Source organism: Verrucosispora sp. FIM060022 (assembly GCF_003977705.1).
GTDB lineage: Bacteria > Actinomycetota > Actinomycetes > Mycobacteriales > Micromonosporaceae > Micromonospora > Micromonospora gifhornensis.
Genome location: NZ_RQIV01000002.1, coordinates 319,608 through 336,674, shown reverse-complemented (window position 1 = coordinate 336,674; position 17,067 = coordinate 319,608). Strand labels below are relative to the sequence as shown.

At 71.8% G+C, this 17,067-nt stretch carries 12 protein-coding genes, 1 pseudogene and 1 riboswitch; of the genes and pseudogenes, 8 read left to right on the top strand and 5 right to left on the bottom strand.

The window, feature by feature from the left end; translation table 11 throughout:
* Positions 1-20: 20 nt before the first annotated feature.
* Positions 21-4,700 carry a ThuA domain-containing protein gene (locus EG812_RS08030; RefSeq protein ID WP_126711234.1) on the bottom strand — a complete coding sequence of 1,560 codons (4,680 nt, stop codon included), beginning with the start codon at positions 4,698-4,700 and terminating at the stop codon, positions 21-23.
* Positions 4,701-5,031: 331 nt separating this feature from the next.
* Positions 5,032-5,141: riboswitch (TPP riboswitch) on the top strand.
* On the opposite strand from EG812_RS08030, the gene thiE reads away from it, so the two are divergent.
* The 7 genes from thiE (at position 5,136) to thiC (ending at position 10,970) form a co-directional block, all read left to right on the top strand.
* A complete protein-coding gene (gene thiE, locus EG812_RS08025) occupies positions 5,136-5,762 on the top strand; it encodes a thiamine phosphate synthase (protein ID WP_013735921.1) in 627 nt (208 codons plus the stop codon). It overlaps the preceding riboswitch by 6 nt.
* Positions 5,756-6,904 carry a glycine oxidase ThiO gene (gene thiO / locus EG812_RS08020; RefSeq protein WP_126711233.1) on the top strand — a complete coding sequence of 383 codons (1,149 nt, stop codon included), beginning with the start codon at positions 5,756-5,758 and terminating at the stop codon, positions 6,902-6,904. Before thiE ends, thiO begins: the two co-directional genes overlap by 7 nt.
* Positions 6,895-7,095: a sulfur carrier protein ThiS gene (gene thiS / locus EG812_RS08015; RefSeq protein ID WP_013735919.1), complete on the top strand. Its 201-nt coding sequence runs from the start codon at positions 6,895-6,897 to the stop codon at positions 7,093-7,095. Before thiO ends, thiS begins: the two co-directional genes overlap by 10 nt.
* Before the next feature lie 2 nt (positions 7,096-7,097).
* Positions 7,098-7,877: a thiazole synthase gene (locus EG812_RS08010; protein ID WP_043721948.1), complete on the top strand. Its 780-nt coding sequence runs from the start codon at positions 7,098-7,100 to the stop codon at positions 7,875-7,877.
* 74 nt (positions 7,878-7,951) lie between these two features.
* A complete protein-coding gene (locus EG812_RS08005; RefSeq protein WP_233579441.1) occupies positions 7,952-8,578 on the top strand; it encodes a thiamine phosphate synthase in 627 nt (208 codons plus the stop codon).
* The gene (gene thiD / locus EG812_RS08000; protein WP_126711232.1) at positions 8,575-9,363 is read left to right on the top strand and encodes a bifunctional hydroxymethylpyrimidine kinase/phosphomethylpyrimidine kinase; all 789 of its coding nucleotides are present in this window, start codon (positions 8,575-8,577) and stop codon (positions 9,361-9,363) included. Before EG812_RS08005 ends, thiD begins: the two co-directional genes overlap by 4 nt.
* A 14-nt stretch (positions 9,364-9,377) precedes the next feature.
* Positions 9,378-10,970 carry a phosphomethylpyrimidine synthase ThiC gene (gene thiC, locus EG812_RS07995; RefSeq protein WP_013735915.1) on the top strand — a complete coding sequence of 531 codons (1,593 nt, stop codon included), beginning with the start codon at positions 9,378-9,380 and terminating at the stop codon, positions 10,968-10,970.
* 76 nt (positions 10,971-11,046) lie between these two features.
* Here thiC and EG812_RS07990 read toward each other — a convergent pair whose 3' ends face one another.
* From EG812_RS07990 to EG812_RS07975, 4 genes and pseudogenes are all read right to left on the bottom strand, one after another.
* A complete protein-coding gene (locus EG812_RS07990) occupies positions 11,047-13,593 on the bottom strand; it encodes a hypothetical protein (protein WP_126711231.1) in 2,547 nt (848 codons plus the stop codon).
* A gap of 77 nt (positions 13,594-13,670) precedes the next feature.
* A complete protein-coding gene (locus tag EG812_RS07985) occupies positions 13,671-14,000 on the bottom strand; it encodes a cupin domain-containing protein (protein ID WP_013735913.1) in 330 nt (109 codons plus the stop codon).
* A pseudogene (locus tag EG812_RS07980) lies at positions 13,997-14,947 on the bottom strand (LLM class F420-dependent oxidoreductase). The gene EG812_RS07985 and the pseudogene EG812_RS07980 overlap by 4 nt, the downstream one beginning before the upstream one ends.
* A gap of 2 nt (positions 14,948-14,949) precedes the next feature.
* The gene (locus tag EG812_RS07975; protein WP_013735911.1) at positions 14,950-15,735 is read right to left on the bottom strand and encodes an ABC transporter ATP-binding protein; all 786 of its coding nucleotides are present in this window, start codon (positions 15,733-15,735) and stop codon (positions 14,950-14,952) included.
* Positions 15,736-16,003: 268 nt separating this feature from the next.
* Between EG812_RS07975 and EG812_RS07970 the strand changes: the two genes are divergently transcribed.
* Positions 16,004-17,035 carry an ABC transporter substrate-binding protein gene (locus EG812_RS07970; RefSeq protein ID WP_013735910.1) on the top strand — a complete coding sequence of 344 codons (1,032 nt, stop codon included), beginning with the start codon at positions 16,004-16,006 and terminating at the stop codon, positions 17,033-17,035.
* Positions 17,036-17,067: the final 32 nt, after the last annotated feature.

Here is a 17,067-nt window from a genome sequence, read left to right as displayed (position 1 = left end):
GGCCGGCCCCCAGCCGTCGGCTACCCGGGCGTGAGCCGGAAGTAGTCGAACGCCGCCGTCTTCGAGGCGGTCTGGTTGGCGCCGAGGGTGAACAGGCCCACCTTCGGAGTCGTACCGACCGCAGTGCTCGTCAACGAGCCCAGGGTCGTCCAACTCGTGCCGTCCGCCGAGTACGCGGCGGTGTAGGTGCTGCCGCTGCGGGTCAGCCGCAGGTGCCAGATCCCCTGCGTCAGGCCGGTCGCCTGCGGTTGGGTGCTCTGCACCGCCCCGCCGACCTCGCTGCGGAACTCGATCCGCCGCGAAATCGTCTGACCTGCCGCGTTGTCCGTGACGTAGTCGAACTTCAGGTAGTTGTCGTCGTCGGCGTACACCAGCAGACCGGCCTGCTGGTACTGCTCGTTGAACAGGCTGCCGTCGACCCGGGTCTGGATCGTCCAGTTCCCGGCCGGGCTGTTCTGGAGGATGAAGTTGGTCGGACCGGTGTTGCTGGTGCCGTAGATGTCACCGTTCGGCACGTCGATGCGCAGCGCGCCGTCGGTGACCCGGTACCGGGTCGCGTCCTCCCGCACCATGGCGTTCCACCGGCACTTCTCCAGGGTGCTGCCGGTGAACTCGTCCGAGGGTGCGGTGCTCGTGCCGGTGGTGGCCTCCGGGGTGATCCGGAACCAGTCGAACTCGGCGTTCACCACCGGCGCGGTGGTGCCGCCGTTGAGGGCGAACAGGCCGATCCGCGGGTTGGTGATCCCGGCCAGGGCAGCGGACCGGCCGACCGGAGTGAAGGTCTGCCCGTCGGTCGAGTAGGCCGCGGTCAGGTTCGTCCCGTCGCTCGTCAGTCGCAGATGGATGGTGTCACCGGTGGGAGCGGCGGTGGCGTCCGCGCTGTCGTTGCGCGGCGTCCCGGAGGTTTCCCGGATGAACTCCACCTTGCGGTTGCCGCCGTAGACCAGGTCCAGCTTGGCGTAGTTGTCGTCGTTGCTATAGAGGATCAGGCCGGCCTGCTGGTAGTCGGCCCGGGCCGCGACGGTGACCCGGGTGGTCGCCTGCCAGGCCCCGCTGGGTGCGGGCTGGAGCACCAGGTTCGTCGCGTCGTTGCGGGTGCCGTACAGGTCACCTGCGGCGGTGGGTAGGCGCAGCGCACCCCCGGAGACCGAGAGCGACTGGTTGTCCCGCACCACACCGCTCCACCGCTGACGATCCAGCGAGGTGCCGGTGAACTCGTCGGACCGTAGTGGCCCCTGCTGCACCTGGCAGGGCTCGTTGCCCCCGGTCCCGTCGACCCGGATCGGCACCGTGGCCTGCGCCCGCGCGCCCCGGCTGTCGGTGACCGTCAGGGTGGCGGTGTAGTTGCCCGGCGTGGTGTACGTGGCGGTGGCGTTGAGCGTGGTCGCCGTTGCACCGTTGCCGAAGTCCCAGGCGTACGTCAGCGGGGTGTCCCCGTCCGGGTCGGTCGCCGTACCGGTGAAGGTCACGGCCAGTGGCGCGGTCCCGCTGGTCGGGGTGCCCGTGGCGGTGACCGTCGGTGGGGCGTTGCCGCTCACCCCGGGGCCGACGAAGTTCATCCAGTTGACGTTGAACAGGGTTCCGGTGCCACGGTTGGGGTCCCGGGCGACGAAGTACAGCCCGCCCTCCGAGGAAGCGCCGTTGGGAATCTGCGCGGTGACGTCGGTGTACGTCTGCCACCCCCCGGTGCCGGCCACGGTGGCGGTGGTGATCAGTGGCCCGTCCGCGGCACCGGCGCGTACCTCGATCCGGCCGCCGGAGGTGGCCGAGGCGACCCGGAACTGGATCGACGTGACGCCGGTCAGGCTGGCCGGGCTGACCGACCACCAGTCGCCGTCCTCGATCCAGCCGATGTTCTGCCCGCCGCCGGCGGTGTCACCGGTGGTCTCCTTCTCGACCCCGGCGGTGCCGCCGCCGGTGGCACCCGCCACCCGGCCGGTGGCCGAGAAGTACTCGGCCTCCTTGCGCTTGGGCTGGAGGATCTTCAGCGCCCGGCCGGTCTGCGGCTCGGCCCCGTCGGATCCGCCCTTGTCGGTGTAGGTCGCCTCCAGCACGGTGAAGACGTTTGCGTCCGCGCCGTGGCCGTCGGCGAGCTGGGTCTGCACCGTGCCGGTGCAGCCGGTGTGCCGCTCCAGCGGGTGGGCGTGCTCGTCGTGACCGAGCAGGACCTGGAGTTCGACGTCGGCGCAGTCGATCGTGCCGTCCTCCGGGTCGGTGACGCTGATGGTGTAGGCGACCTGGTCACCCCAGGCGAAGAAACCACCGTCCGGCGGGAACTCGATGGTGACGGTCGGTGCCGTGTTGCCGACGGTGATCGGCACGTTCGCCACCGCGGTCCGCCCCGCCGGGTTGGTGACCCGAAGCTGCGCGGTGTAACTGCCGGACCGGGTGTACGTGTGGGTCGGGTTGGCCTGGGTGGAGGTGCCACCGTCACCGAACGTCCAGGCGTAGGTCAGTGCCCCGCCGTCCGGGTCACGGGAACCGGCACTGGAGAAGCTCACCGCCAGCGGGGGCGCCCCCGAGGTCGGGTTCGCCGAGGCGACCGCGATCGGGGCGCGGGCACCGGCGGTGTAGTCGATCCGGTAGACCCCGGAGTTGCCGTTGTTGCCGCCGAAGCCGCTGCCCCACTCGATCAGGTACAACGCGCCGTCGGGGCCGAACTCCATGTCCATCGGCCGGACGAAGGTCATCTGGTCGAGGATCCGGTTGATGTCGACAAGCGTCTTGCCGTCCTTGCTGACCTGCATGGTGTACATCCGCGACTGGTTCCACTCGCCGAAGATCGACTTGCCGTCGAAGTACGCCGGCCACTGGCGGCGGGACGAGATGGTCGGGTCGAACCGGTAGACGGGGCCGGCCATGGGCGCTCCGCCGCCGCCGATCTCCGGGAAGCGGCTGTTGCCGCCGTAGCCGTAGTCGACAGTGGCCGGGATGGCCGCCGGCAGGTTGGTCAGGCCGGTGTTGTTGGGGGAGTTGTTCACCGGCGCGGAGCAGTTGAACTTCGCCCCGCTCGGGCCGGACGGGAACTGGTAGTCGTTGTACGCCTGGTTGTTGCCGTGGCAGTACGGCCAGCCGAAGTTGCCGGGCCGATCGACGATGTTCCACTCGACCAGGCCCTCCGGGCCCCGGTTCGCGTTGGTGGTGGTGGCGTCCGGGCCGTAGTCGGCGACGTAGAGCACGTTGGTGACCGGGTCGACGCCGATCCGGAACGGGTTGCGCAGGCCCATCGCGTAGATCTCCGGACGGGTCCGGGCGGTGCCCGGGGCGAACAGGTTCCCGCTCGGGATGGTGTACGTCCCGTCGGCCTGCGGCCGGATCCGGAGCACCTTGCCACGCAGGTCGTTGGTGTTGCCGGCGGTGCGCTGCGCGTCGTAGTCCGCCCGCCCGGAACGCTCGTCCAACGGGCTGTAGCCACTGGACTCGAAGGGGTTGGTGTTGTCCCCGGTGGCCAGGTAGAGGTTGCCGGCCGAGTCGAAGGTCATCGTCCCACCCATGTGGCAGCAGGTGTTGCGCTGCGTGGGCACCTCCAGCACGACCCGTTCGCTCGACGCGCTGATCGTGTCACCGGTGACGGTGAACCGGGACAGGTGGTTGCGGGAGCCGCCCGCGCTCGGGGCGTAGTAGAGCCAGACCCATCCGTTGCTGGCGAAGTTGGGGTCGAGTCGGATGCCGAGCAGGCCGTCCTCGTTGCCGGCGAAGACGCTCAACCGCAGGGCGGTGACGGTCTGGCCGGTGTCCGGCTTGATGATCTGCACGCGGCCGTCGCGCTCGATGTAGAAGACCCGCCCGTCGGGCGCGATGTCCAGCTCCATCGGGTTGCTGGTGTTGCTGTCCAGCGTCACCTTCTCGAAGCTGGCGGCCCGGCCCGCACCGCAGTCGGAGTGCACCACCCCGGCCGCGGTCTGAATGCCGCCGAGCAGGTGCTGAAGGAACGCCGCGTCGGAGAAGGACTCCTGGGTGTGCCCACCGCCGGTGTACCAGGACCGGCCGCCGTCGTAGCCCTGGCACCAGGCGATCGGGTGGTCGTGCCCCATCGCCCCGCTACCGGGGCTGTAGCTGCGCTCGTCGAGCGAGGCCAGCACCTGCACCTGACGGGCGCGGGGGTTGGTGCGGAAGTTGTACCACTCGTCGTACCGGGACCACCGCTCCGGCAGGTGCCGGGTCGACTCGTGCGCGTAGTCCTCGACCTTCACGGTTGCGGTCTGGTTCGCCGGGTGGCTGTTGAAGTACGCGCCGACCAGCTGGCCGTACCAGGCCCAGTCGTACTCGGTGTCGGAGGCGGCGTGCACGCCGACGTATCCGCCACCGGCGCGGATGTAGCGCTCGAAGGCCGACTGCTGGCTGGCGTTGAGCACGTCGCCGGTGGTCGACAACCAGATGACCGCCTTGAACCGGGCCAGGTTGGTGTCGGTGAAGGCACCGCCGTCCTCTGTGGTGACGACTGTGAAATTGTTCGCGGTACCGAGTTGTTGGATCGCCCGGATGCCCGCCGGGATCGAGTCGTGGCGGAACCCGGCGGTCTTGGAGAACACCAGGACGGAGTACGGGTCAGCGGCGGCAGCGGCAGCGGTACGGCTCGCGGCCTGGGCGGCTGCGGGGCCGGTGACCGGAGCCGGCGCACCGGCCAGCACGAGTACGAGGGCGAGTAGCGCGACAGTAAATAGGCCGGGCGTTGCTCGTCGACGGCGGGTTCGGGGCACGAAAGTCTCCTCTTTCCGTATGGGACGGGTCGGAGCGGGCGGCGGTGACTACTCCGGTTCGGTCCGAGCGCTCGTACCTGACGGTGAGGGTCTGGCTGCCGAGGAACTGAGCCGATCATTCAATTTGTGTTCGTCGATCGGTTTCGAGCAAGACTCATTGATGTAACAGATTGGTAACGAGGGCCTGGGGAATTGGCATGAGTCGCTGCATATCGGGGTCTTTTTTCGGTCACCGCGTCCCGGCGAGTCGGATTGACGCGGCTGCCCACGGCCCGGCTCGTGTGGCAGCACGGGGGTTGGCGGCACAGCCGAAACAACGTACGGTGACACCCAACGAACCCACGGGAGCCCGGTGTACCGGGCTGAGAGGGGGGCTGCCAGCCCCCGACCGTCGAACCTGATCCGGGTAATGCCGGCGCAGGGAGGAGAGTTGCCGTGCCGTCCCTCGGACGACTGCATCTGATCACCGATACCCGCCCCGGGCGGGATGCGCTCGCCGTGCTCGCCGCCGCCCTGCCGGTGGCCCACACCGAACTGGTCGTCCAGGTCCGGGTCGAGGACACCACCACCGACCGCGAGGCGTACGAGCTGACCCGCCAGGTGCTGGTGCTCTGCCGCCCGTACGGGGTCACCTGCCTGGTCAACGACCGGTTGCATGTGGCGTTGGCGGCGGGCGCGTCCGGCGGCCACGTCGGTGCCGACGACCTGCCGGTGGCGACGGCCCGGCGGGTACTCGGCCCGGATGCGGTGCTGGGCGCCACCGCGCGCGAGCCGGTGTCGGCGGCCGAGGCGGTCGCCGCCGGAGCAAGCTATCTGGGCGTGGGCCCCTGCCACGCCACCACCACCAAGGACGGCCTGCCGCCGGCGATCGGCGTGGCGGGCGTCCGGGCGGTGGTCGAGGCGGTCACCGTGCCGGTGATCGCCATCGGGGGAGTGACGGCGGAGGACGTGCCTGTGTTGCGGTCCGCCGGCGTGTACGGGGTGGCGGTGGTCGGCGCGCTTTCCGGGGCCGCCGACCCCGCCCACGCCGCAGCCGAGTTCGTGGACGCGCTGGCGTGTTAACAAGGGGCCCTTCCTCTACCGGAGGCGTTAACAAGGGGCCCTTCCTTGCACCGCAGGTGACGGTGGTGGGGGCGGGGCCGATCGGGTTGGCGATCGCGTGGCGGTGCGCGGCACGCGGGCTGCGCGTCGTGGTGCACGATCCGGCGCCGGGCTCGGGTGCCTCGCACGTTGCTGCGGGCATGCTGGCGCCGGTGGCCGAGGCGTACTTCGGCGAACACGAGCTGACCGGGCTGCTCACCGAATCCGCCCGACGCTGGCCGGGCTTCGCCGCCGAGCTGACCGAGGCGACCGGGGTCGACATCGGGTACCGGACCGAGGGCACCCTGATGGTCGGGCTCACCGCCGACGACCTGGCCGAGGCGCGTCGACTGTGGTCGTACCAGCAGGGGCTGGGCCTGCCGGTGAGCTTGCTGCGCCCCTCCCAGCTGCGGGAGCGCGAACCGGCGCTGGCGCCGAGGGTCCGCGGCGGCGCGCTCGCCGCCACCGACCACCAGGTCGATCCGCGGCGCCTGGTGCCGGCGCTGCGCCTCGCCGCCGCGCGGGCCGGCGCGGTGCTGGTCACCGAACCGGTCAGGCAGCTGTCCGAGCCGTCGGGCGGGGTGACCGTGGTCGCCGCCGGCTGCGGCGCCGCCGCCCTCACCGGGCTGCCGGTCCGCCCGGTGAAGGGCCAGGTGCTGCGGCTACGCACCCCCGACGGTGGTCCGCCGGGCTTCCGGCACGTCATCCGGGGGTACGCCGACGGCGAGCACGTCTACCTGGTGCCACGCGAGTGCGGCGAGGTGGTGGTCGGTGCCACCGTCGAGGAACGCACCGACGTGGCGGTCTCCGCCGGTGCGGTGCTGCGGCTGCTGCGGGCCGCCGTCGATCTGATGCCCGAGTTGGCCGAGTACGACCTGGTGGAAACGATCGCCGGGCTGCGTCCGGGCACCCCGGACAACGCGCCGATCCTCGGGCCGCTCCCGGGCCGACCGGACGTGCTGGCGGCCACCGGCCACCACCGGCACGGGATCGTGCTCACCCCGGTCACCGCGGATCTGATCACCGGCCTGATCACCGGAGAGGGGACGGACGACCCGCTGCTCACTCCGTTTCGGGCCGACCGGTTCCACCCGGACAGCAAGGAGGAGGACCTGTGGAGTTGACGGTGAACGGTGTCGAGCGGGACGTGCCCGACGGTGCCACGGTCGCCGACCTGGTTCGGCAGGTCACCCCGCAGCAGCGCGGGGTGGCGGTGGCGGTGAACGGTGAGGTGGTGCCGCGTACCGGCTGGCCGGCGACGGCGCTGCGCGGTGGCGACCGGGTCGAGGTGCTCAGCGCCGCGCAGGGCGGGTGACCATGGACTCCGACGGCTTCGAGATCGGCGGCACCCGGTTCGGGTCGCGGCTGATCCTCGGTACCGGTGGGGCGGCGAACCTGCACGTGCTGGAGCAGGCGATCCGGGCCTCCGGCACCGAGCTGGTCACCCTCGCCCTGCGCCGGGTGGACACCGTCCCCGGCGGCTCGGGCGGTCTGCTGGATCTGCTGGACCGGTGCGGGGTACGGCTGCTGCCGAACACGGCCGGCTGCTACACCGCCGGGGAAGCGGTGAAGGTGGCGCACCTGGCGAGGGACGCGTTCGACACCGACTGGGTCAAGCTGGAGGTGATCGGCGACGAGCGTACGCTGCTGCCCGACGGGGTGGAACTGCTGCGCGCCGCCGAGGAACTCGTCGCCGACGGGTTCACCGTGCTGCCGTACACCTCGGATGATCCGATCCTGGCCCGCCGGCTCGCCGACGTCGGCTGCGCGGCGGTGATGCCGGCCGGCTCGCCGATCGGGTCGGGGCTGGGGGTGTCCAACCCGCACCACATCCGGCTGATCCGGCAGAGCGTCGACGTGCCGGTGATCCTGGACGCCGGGATCGGTACCGCCTCCGACGCGGCGCTGGCCATGGAGTTGGGCTGCGACGCGGTGCTGCTGGCCAGCGCGGTGACCCGGGCCGCCGATCCGGTGGCGATGGCCACCGCGATGCGCCACGCGATCACCGCCGGTCGTCTCGCCGCCGGTGCCGGCCGCATCCCCCGCCGTTTCCACGCCCTCGCCTCCACCCCCGACGAAGGCCGCCCGGATCTATGACCCCCCCACCAGTCGATCTTGGGACGGAAGTGCCCCTCCAGGGGCCGTTGCGCACCAAGATTCCCGGCGGGGTCGTGCTGTTGACCGATCGGCGGGCGGCGCGGGGCGATCTGCTCGGCGTGGTGGCGGGGGCGGTGGCCGGGGGAGTGCGGTGGGTGGTGCTGCGCGAGAAGGACCTGCTGCGCGAGGAACGTCGGGCGCTCGCCGACGAGTTGCAGCCGATCCTGGCCGAAGCCGGCGGCAACCTGATCGTGGCTGGTCCCGACCCGCTGCTCGCCATCCCCGTACCGGCTGCGGGCCGACCGCTGGTGGCCCTCCACCTGTCGGCCGCCGACCCGTACCCGCCGCCGGAGGCCGACCTGGTCGGCCGATCGTGCCACGACGAGGGGGAACTGAGCCGACTGACCACGGAGGACTACGTCACGCTCTCCCCGGTCTTCCCCACCAGATCCAAGCCCGGCTACGGCCCACCCCTGCGACCCGTGGGACTGGCCAGGCTGATCCGGCTGAGCCCGTTACCGGCACTGGCCCTCGGCGGCATCGAAATCCCGGCCCAGGTCCGCGCCTGCGTGCAGGCGGGCGCTGTCGGTGTCGCCGTCCTCGGCGCGATCATGCGTTCTCCCGATCCACAGCAGACCGCCGCCGAACTGACCAGCGCCTTCGAGGCAGCCCCAACCGCAACCGTTGAGGAAGACAGATGACCCCGACGACCGTGCTCACCGTGGCCGGCTCGGACTCCGGCGGCGGCGCCGGCATCCAGGCCGACCTGAAGGTCTTCGCCGCGCTCGGCGCCTACGGCACCAGCGTGATCACCGCGGTGACCGCGCAGAACACCCGAGGCGTGGACGCCGTCCTGCCACTGCCCCCGCAGACCGTCACCGACCAGCTCGACAGCGTGCTGTCCGACTTCGCGGTACGGGCGGTCAAGACCGGGATGCTCGGCACGCCGGCGGTGGCGGGGGCGATCGCCGACGCCGCCGCGGCCGGGCGACTGCCGCAGCTCGTCGTCGATCCGGTGCTGGTGGCCACCAGCGGGCACCGGCTCGGCGTGGTGGCGGCGGTGGAGCGGCTGTTGCCGTACGCCCGGGTGGCGACCCCGAACAGCGCGGAGGCCGCGGCGCTCACCGGCGCTGCGGTGACCGACCTGGCGGAGATGACGACGGCCGCCCGGGCCCTGGCGTCCGGCGGGCCGGAGTGGGTGATCGTGACCGGCGGTGACGTCGACACCGGCGGCGAGGCCCTGGACGTGCTGCACGGGCCGGACGGGACGACGGTGCTGCGGGCCCCTCGGGTGCCGACGCGGCACAGCCACGGGACCGGGTGCTCGTTCTCGGCGGCGACCGCGGTGCGGCTGGCGATGGGCGATTCGGTGCCGGTGGCGGTCGCCACCGCCAAGGAGTACGTGACCCGCGCGCTGACCGGCGCACGGGCCTGGGAGTTGGGCGCGGGACGCGGCCCGTTGGACCACTTCGGCTGGTCCGCCTGAGCAGGGAGGTTGTCATGCAGGTACGGCGCAAGGTGTACGTCGAGGGATCGCGGCCGGAGATCCGGGTGCCGTTCGCGGAGGTGGGGCTGACCGGGGACAACCCGCCGGTGCGGCTCTACGACACCTCCGGTCCGGGCTCCGATCCGCAGGTCGGGCTGCCCGCGCTGCGCGGGCCGTGGATCGCCGAGCGGGGAGATGTCGCCCCGGTACGCGGACCGGGCACACCGTTGGCCGGGGCGGACGGGAAACGGCCGACCCAGCTCGCGTACGCCCGGGCCGGGGTGGTCACGCCGGAGATGGAGTTCGTGGCGATCCGGGAGGGCATGTCGCCGGAGTTCGTTCGGGACGAGATCGCGGCCGGGCGGGCGGTGCTGCCGCTCAACGTCAACCACCCGGAGTGCGAGCCGGCCATCATCGGCAAGGCGTTCCTGGTCAAGGTGAACGCCAACATCGGTACCTCGGCGGTGAGTTCGTCGGTGGCCGAGGAGGTGGAGAAGCTGACCTGGGCGACGCGGTGGGGCGCGGACACGGTGATGGATCTGTCCACCGGCAAGCGCATCCACGAGACCCGCGAGGCGATCGTGCGCAACTCGCCGGTGCCGATCGGCACGGTGCCGATCTACCAGGCGCTGGAGAAGGTCGGCGGTGACCCGGTCAAGCTGAGCTGGGAGGTGTTCCGGGACACCGTGATCGAGCAGGCCGAGCAGGGCGTGGACTACATGACCGTGCACGCCGGGGTGCTGCTGCCGTACGTGCCGCTGGCGGTGAACCGGGTGACCGGCATCGTCTCGCGCGGCGGGTCGATCATGGCGGCCTGGTGCCTGGCGCACCACGAGGAGAACTTCCTCTACACCCACTTCCGGGAACTCTGCGAGATCCTGGCCCGCTACGACGTCACCTTCTCCCTCGGCGACGGGCTGCGGCCCGGCTCGATCGCGGACGCCAACGACGAGGCGCAGTTCGCCGAACTGCGCACGCTTGGCGAGCTGACCAAGATCGCCTGGGAGTACGACGTGCAGGTGATGATCGAGGGTCCGGGTCACGTGCCGATGCACAAGATCAAGGAGAACGTGGACCTGCAGCAGGAGTGGTGCCACGAGGCGCCCTTCTACACGCTCGGCCCGCTGACCACCGACATCGCGCCCGCGTACGACCACATCACCTCGGCCATCGGCGCGGCGATGATCGGCATGTTCGGCACCGCGATGCTCTGCTACGTGACCCCGAAGGAGCACCTGGGACTGCCGGACCGCGACGACGTGAAGGCGGGCGTGATCGCGTACAAGATCGCGGCCCACGCGGCGGACCTGGCCAAGGGGCACCCGGGCGCGCAGGCCTGGGACGACGCGCTGTCCAAGGCGCGGTTCGAGTTCCGCTGGGAAGACCAGTTCAACCTGTCGCTGGACCCGGAGACCGCGCGGTCGTACCACGATGCGACGCTGCCCGCCGAACCGGCGAAGACGGCCCACTTCTGCTCGATGTGCGGGCCGAAGTTCTGCTCCATGAAGATCACCCAGGATCTCAAGGAGTACGCCGCCCGGGGAATGAAGGACAAGTCCGACGAGTTCCTCGCCGCCGGCGGGCGGGTCTACCTGCCGCTGGCCTGACCTCCCGCTGGCCCGACCTGCGCTTGCCTGACCTGCGCTGGTCTGACCTGTCGCGCGCTCGGCCGGCAGGGCACCGTCAGTCCCGGTGGTGCCGGCCGGTCGAGCGCAGCGAGCGACGGGACTTCTTCGGGCCGGGTTCGTCGTCGGCCACCGGCCGACCGAGCCCGGTCACCCAGTCCACGTACTCCTCGTCCTGGGCCGGCAGCGGCTCCTCGCCACCCTCGGTGTTGTCCGGGCGGGGCTTGCCGCGCCGGAACAGGCCGCGGAGTCCCTTGTCGCGTTCGCCGCTCGGCTGGACGTCCTCCGGGGCGACGGCGGGCGGCCTGGTGAAGGCGGCGGAGAGGTCGCGGGCGGTGGCGGCCGGGTCGCTGGAGAGACTCGGCGCGGCGGCGAAGGCGGCCGAGACCTCCCGTGCGGTGGTCACCGGGTCGAGCCCCGCAGGCGAAGCGGGATCGAGCCCGGCGGGCGAGGTCGCCGCCGGACCGGTGGGTGCCGCTGCCGGCCCGGCGGGCGGCGCGGGGTCGATTCCGCCGCGACCGGTCGGCGTCGGCGGCTCGACGGCGGCCGGACCACCGGCAGCGCGACCCTCCTGGGCAGCACCGGTCTTCTCGTCGCCCGGCTGCGGATCGGCCGGCCGGGTCGGCGCGAAGGCGTTCCAGGACGCCGCCGGGTTCAGCTCGGGCAACGACAGGCGGTGCCGGGGGCGCGGTGTCGGCTCAGGTCGCACGGTGGCGGCGCTCCCGCCGGTGCCACCGGTCGGCCAGGGCGAGCCAGTGGTGTGGGCGACGGGCTGAGCGTCGGCGACGGGCGGGGCGGCGACGGGCGGGGTGGCGGCAGGCGGGGTATCGGCGGCGGGCTCAGCGGTGGCGGACTGGGTGTCGGCGGGCGGGGCCAGGTTGGCGTCAGGAACGACGTGGGCGGGCTGGTGCAGGGTCGGCGCGGCAGCTTGCCCGTCCTCGGACGGTTGGTCCGAGCCCACAGCGGTCGTGCTGGTCCGGGGTTTGCGCGTCCGCCGGGGCGTGGGCGTCTTGCCCGCCGGTGCCGGGTCCGCGAGCGGGCCCGAGGTCGGAGCCGGCTCTGAAGCCGGATCTGAAGGCGAAGCCTGGCCTGGGGCAGGAGCCTGGCCCGGAGTCGGAGCCAGGCCCGAGGTCGGGTCTGAAGGCGAAGCTGGGCCCGGAGTCGAAGGCCGGGTTGCTGCCCGCGGTGACCTGGCGGTCCGCCCGGCGCGGGGGATGTCGCTGCCATCTCCCACCGGTGCCGGGTCGACCGCCAACTCGGCGTCATCCGGCGTGGCAGGGGTCTCCGCTGACGCGGGGGCGTCGGGCCGCAGGGGCTCGACGGTCGTCGTGGCGGCGTCCGCTGGCGCGGGTGCCTCCGCCGCCGGCGTGCGGCCGGTGGCTGGGGCGGGGTGTCGGTCGTCAGCTGCCGGCAACTCCTGCGCGTCGAGCCCGGCACCGGTCGCGACACCTACCGTTGCCGGTGGTGCGTCGACGGACTTCTCGGTCGCGGCTGAGCCGGTGTCCTCCGCGCCGACGGTGGTGTGCTCGGCGGGGGCCGGTGCGCTGAGCGACGGTGTGTCGGGGCGGGTGGGTGCCACCCCGGCGGCCGTGGGGAGGGAACTCGTCCGCTGGTCCGGCCACTGCCAGTGTGGTGGCGGGTCCGCCGGTTGCTGCCCGGTCGGACGGCTCGGTGAGGTGGGCAGGGCCGGGGTCGGGGGTAGCGGCTGGAGAATCGCGGTCGGCTCGATGGCCTGGGTGTCGGGACGCGAGCGGCCGGTGAGCGGCCAGGGCAGCAGGGCGGCAGCGGTCGAGCCGAGCGCGCCGACGGCGATCGCGATCAGGGCCCCGTAGTACGGGGCGAGTTGATAGCGGTCGGCCGAGTCGCCCGGCCCGGCGGCCAGGTAGGCGAAGGCCACCAGCACCGGCCCGGCCACCCCGCTCGGCCCGCTGACCAGGGGCAGGTGCCCGCGCCACCGAGCCGCCCACCCGCCGGCGACGCCGGCCAGCAGGGTCATCATCGGCAGGATCAGCAGGGCCAGCTGCTGCGCCGTGTCGGCGGAGAACCACACCGGCTCCAGCACACCGAGGCGGACCGGGGTCAGCGGCCCGCTGGCGCCCAGTGACGGTACGACCGACAGCAGCGCAATCAGCCACACGGCCCCGGCGACGGCAGCCATGTTCCAGGCGAACGGTGGCCTGACGAGTACGGCCAGCGCGGCACCCGCACCGACGATCGCACCGAGGACGGCGCAGATGGCCACGGCCCAGACCGGATCGACGGAGATGAGCTCCGCGTTGCGGGCCGGTTGCATGCACAACGGTGCCACGACCGTGGCACCGAGCGCGGCGCTGCCGGCGACCGCCAGTTGCCGGCCGGTGCCGGTGAGCTGGCGGTCCTGCCGGGCCGTCCGCTCGGTGAGTACGGCGCCGATCACGGCGGCGTTCGCCGCGAACCAGCCGACCCAGACGAGCTGGGCCGGCCACTGGTTGACGGTGGCGCCGCTGAAGGCGCCGGTGAGCCGGACGATGCCGAAGCCGAAGGCGAGGCCAAGCTGACCGGCCCCGGCCAGCAGGCTGACGCCGAACGCCGTGAGCAGTAGGCGGCTCAAGGTCCGATTGGCCATGTCCGGCACGTTACGGTCCGTTGCCACCGATCGCCACCGGCGCGCCGTGAACGCCGTCCGACCTGCTTGCGGTAGGTCTACTTGAGTTCGACCAGCCGGGCCAGGTATGTCGTGTCGCCGACATTGGTCAGCATGTGCACCGCGCCGGGGTCGCGGTAGACCACCCCACCGGTCGGCTCGTCCGCGTCGATCCGTACGCCGTCGACAGTCTGGATCACGTTCTTCGCACCCTGCACGGCCACCACCAGGTAGGGGTGGTCGTGGCGGTGCAGCGGCTGCTGCTCACCCGGCTCGAGCCGGATGTGCCAGACCCGTACCCGGTCGTTCTCCAGGACGATCTCCTGGCCCACCGGGCCGAGCACGAGATCCTGGTCGGTCGCCGGGGTGGCGGGGGAGTTGCCGGTCATCGGGTCGCCTCCAGTCGGGGGAGCACCTCGCTGGCGATGAGCTCCAGGTGGTCGAGGTCGGTGAGGTCGATCAGGCGCAGGTGCACCCGCTCGGTGCCGATCGCGGCGAACTCGCCGATCCGGTCGACCAGTTGCTGCGGCGAGCCGATCACCGCGTCCTCGGGCGGCAGGGCGCTCTTGACGTGCAGGGGCGCGGCCCGCCGGGCGGCCTCCGCGTCGGTACGCCCGACCGCCACCACGATGCCCGCCGAGAGCACCAGCGGGGCACGTCCGCTGTCGGCGCGGCCGATCCGCTCGCTCGCCTGCCGTGCCCGCTCGTACGCGTCAGCGGTCTACTCAAGGCTGGTGAACGGAACGTTGAACTCGTCGGCGTACCGGGCGGCCAGTTCGGGGGTACGCCGGGGACCACGCCCGCCGACGATGATCGGCGGGCCCGGGGTCTGCACCGGCTTCGGCAGCGCGGGGGCGTCGGTGAGCTGATAGTGCTTCCCGGCGTAGCTGAAGCTCTCGCCCGACGGGGTGGCCCACAGCCCGCTGATCACTTCCAGCTGCTCGGCGAACCGGTCGAAACGTTCGGTGACCGAGGGGAACGGAATGCCGTACGAGATGTGCTCGCGGGCGTACCAGCCGGCGCCGATGCCCAGCTCGACCCGGCCGCCGCTCATCTGGTCCACCTGGGACACCATCACGGCCAACGGCCCGGGCAGCCGGAAGGTGGCCGAGGTGACCAGGGTGCCGAGCCGGATCCGGCTGGTCTCCCGGGCGAGCGCGGCCAGCGTCAGCCAGGCGTCGGTCGGGCCGGGCAGGGCCGGCTCGTCGCCCATCGCCTGGTAGTGGTCGGCGCGGAAGAAACCCTCGAACCCGCCTTCCTCGGCGAGCCGGGCGAAGCGGAGCTGGTCGTCGTAGCTCGCGCCCCGGTGCGGCTCGGTGAAGACGGTGACCCGCATCCTCAGCGCCTTTCGGGGCCGGCGGCCACCGGCTGGTCGCGTTCCATCAGCAGCTCGTGCAGGTCGGCGCTGACCTGGGCGACCTCCGCCAGGTGGGCGTTGCGGCCGAGCGTACGCGGGCGGGGGATGTTCACGTCAACGATCTTGCGGACCCGGCCCGGGCGCGGGCTGAGCACCACCACCCGGTCGGCGAGCAGGACGGCTTCATCGATGGAGTGAGTGACGAAGACGACGGTGGCCCGGCTGCTCATGTGCACCCGCTGGAGTTCCCCGGACAGCTCCTCCCGGGTCAGCGCGTCGAGGGCGGAGAAGGGCTCGTCCATCAACATCACCCGGGGGTTGCCGATCAACGACCGGCACAGCGACACCCGCTGCTGCATGCCACCGGAGAGCTCGTGCGGCAGCCGCTTCTCGAAGCCGGCCAGGCCGGCGACGTCGAGCAGTTCCCGGGCCCGCTCGCGGTGGTCGGCCCGCTTCCAGCCGAAGATCTCCACGGGCAGCAGGACGTTGTCCAGTACGGTCCGCCACGGCAGCAGGGCCGGGCGCTGGAACAGCATGGCGATGTCCTGGCGCGGCTTGGTGATCGGCGTACCGCCCACAGTGATCTCACCGGAGCTGACCGGGATCAGCCCGGCGATCAGTCGCAGCAGAGTGGACTTGCCGCACCCGGATCGGCCGAGGACTGCGACGAACTCGCCCTCGCCCACGTCGAGGTCGATGCCGCGCAGCGCTTCGACCCGGCCGGTGCGGCCGTCGAAGGTGCGGGACACCTCGGACAGACGGATCATCTCCGGGGGCCTCCGCTGAGTGATTGATCAGGAATCCGCCACAGGCTAACCGGCCTCGTCCCGAAAAGCACCGTCCGGGGTGGACATGACTTTGTTTCCGTACCGCAACCCGATACGCCTGGCGGCACAAAGGTGGACCTCTCGTACGCTGTGCCCGCGCAGAATCCCCTCGATGCGCGGTGTCGGCTCCCCTTCCGGCTGCCGGCGCCGCCCGACACACTCCCTCCCGGCGGCCCGACGCCCCGGTTGGAAAGGACAAGGTGCACTGATGAGAAGGCTGACCCGTACGGTCGCCGCGGCCACCATGGCCACCGCGCTCGCCCTCGTCGCCGCGTGCAGCAGCGGCTCGGACGACACCGACGACACCAACAGCGGCGGAGGCGCGGCCCTGGAACAGGTGACCTACCTCACCTCGTTCGGCAACTTCGGACGCGACTCCTACGCGTGGGTGGCGAAGGAGAAGGGCTACTTCAAGGAAGCCGGCTTCGAGGTAGACATCAAGCCCGGCCAGGGCACCAACGCCGTGATCCAGACGATCGTCGGCGGCCAGGCGCAGTTCGGCCCGATCGACCTGACCGGTGGCCTGCTCCAGCTCGGCAACGGCGAGGCCAAGGACTTCATCGCGGTCGCGGCGATCCAGCAGCGCACCATGGCCGCCATCGCCACCGTCGAGGGCACGGGGATCAACACCCCCAAGGACCTTGAGGGCAAGAAGCTCGCCGACACCCCGGGCTCCGTCGTGCGCAACCTCTTCCCGACGTACGCGCGGATGGCCGGCATCGACTACGAGAAGGTGACCTGGGTCAACGGTGAGGCGCAGACCCTGATGGGCATGCTCGCCGCCAGCTCGGTCGACGGCATCGGCCAGTTCGTCGTCGGTCAGCCGACCGTCGAGGCGGTGACCAAGAAGAAGGCCGTCCTGCTGCCGTACAGCAACGTGATGCAGGACCTCTACGGCAACGTGCTGATCACCTCCAAGCAGTACGCCGCCGACAAGCCGGAGTCGGTCAAGCGGTTCACCGCAGCGCTGCTCAAGGGCCTGGAGTACGCCCTGGCGAACCCGCAGGAGGCGGCCGACATCCTGGCCAAGAACGCCGAGGCGGTGAACCCCGTTGCGGCCGCCGCCGAGCTTCAGCTGATGGCGGGGTACGTCCGCTCCAGCAACTCCGGCACCGCTCTGGGCACGCTGGACAGTGGCCGGGTCGCCAAGAGCATCGCGATCCTGCGCGGTGCGGGTGCGCTGAAGTCCGACCTGACCCCCGAGCAGGTCATCGACTTCAACCTCGCCCCCAAGGCCTGAGCCCCACCACGTCGACGGCGGGTACGCCGCAC

Bases quoted from the DNA above. Each gene is read 5' to 3' on its own strand.
- thiD (WP_126711232.1), top strand. From the start codon at position 8,575: ATGACCCCGACGACCGTGCTCACCGTGGCCGGCTCGGACTCCGGCGGC.
- EG812_RS07975 (WP_013735911.1), bottom strand. From the start codon at position 15,735: ATGATCCGTCTGTCCGAGGTGTCCCGCACCTTCGACGGCCGCACCGGC.
- EG812_RS07970 (WP_013735910.1), top strand. From the start codon at position 16,004: ATGAGAAGGCTGACCCGTACGGTCGCCGCGGCCACCATGGCCACCGCG.
- EG812_RS07990 (WP_126711231.1), bottom strand. From the start codon at position 13,593: ATGGCCAATCGGACCTTGAGCCGCCTACTGCTCACGGCGTTCGGCGTC.
- thiC (WP_013735915.1), top strand. From the start codon at position 9,378: ATGCAGGTACGGCGCAAGGTGTACGTCGAGGGATCGCGGCCGGAGATC.
- EG812_RS08010 (WP_043721948.1), top strand. From the start codon at position 7,098: ATGGACTCCGACGGCTTCGAGATCGGCGGCACCCGGTTCGGGTCGCGG.
- EG812_RS07985 (WP_013735913.1), bottom strand. From the start codon at position 14,000: ATGACCGGCAACTCCCCCGCCACCCCGGCGACCGACCAGGATCTCGTG.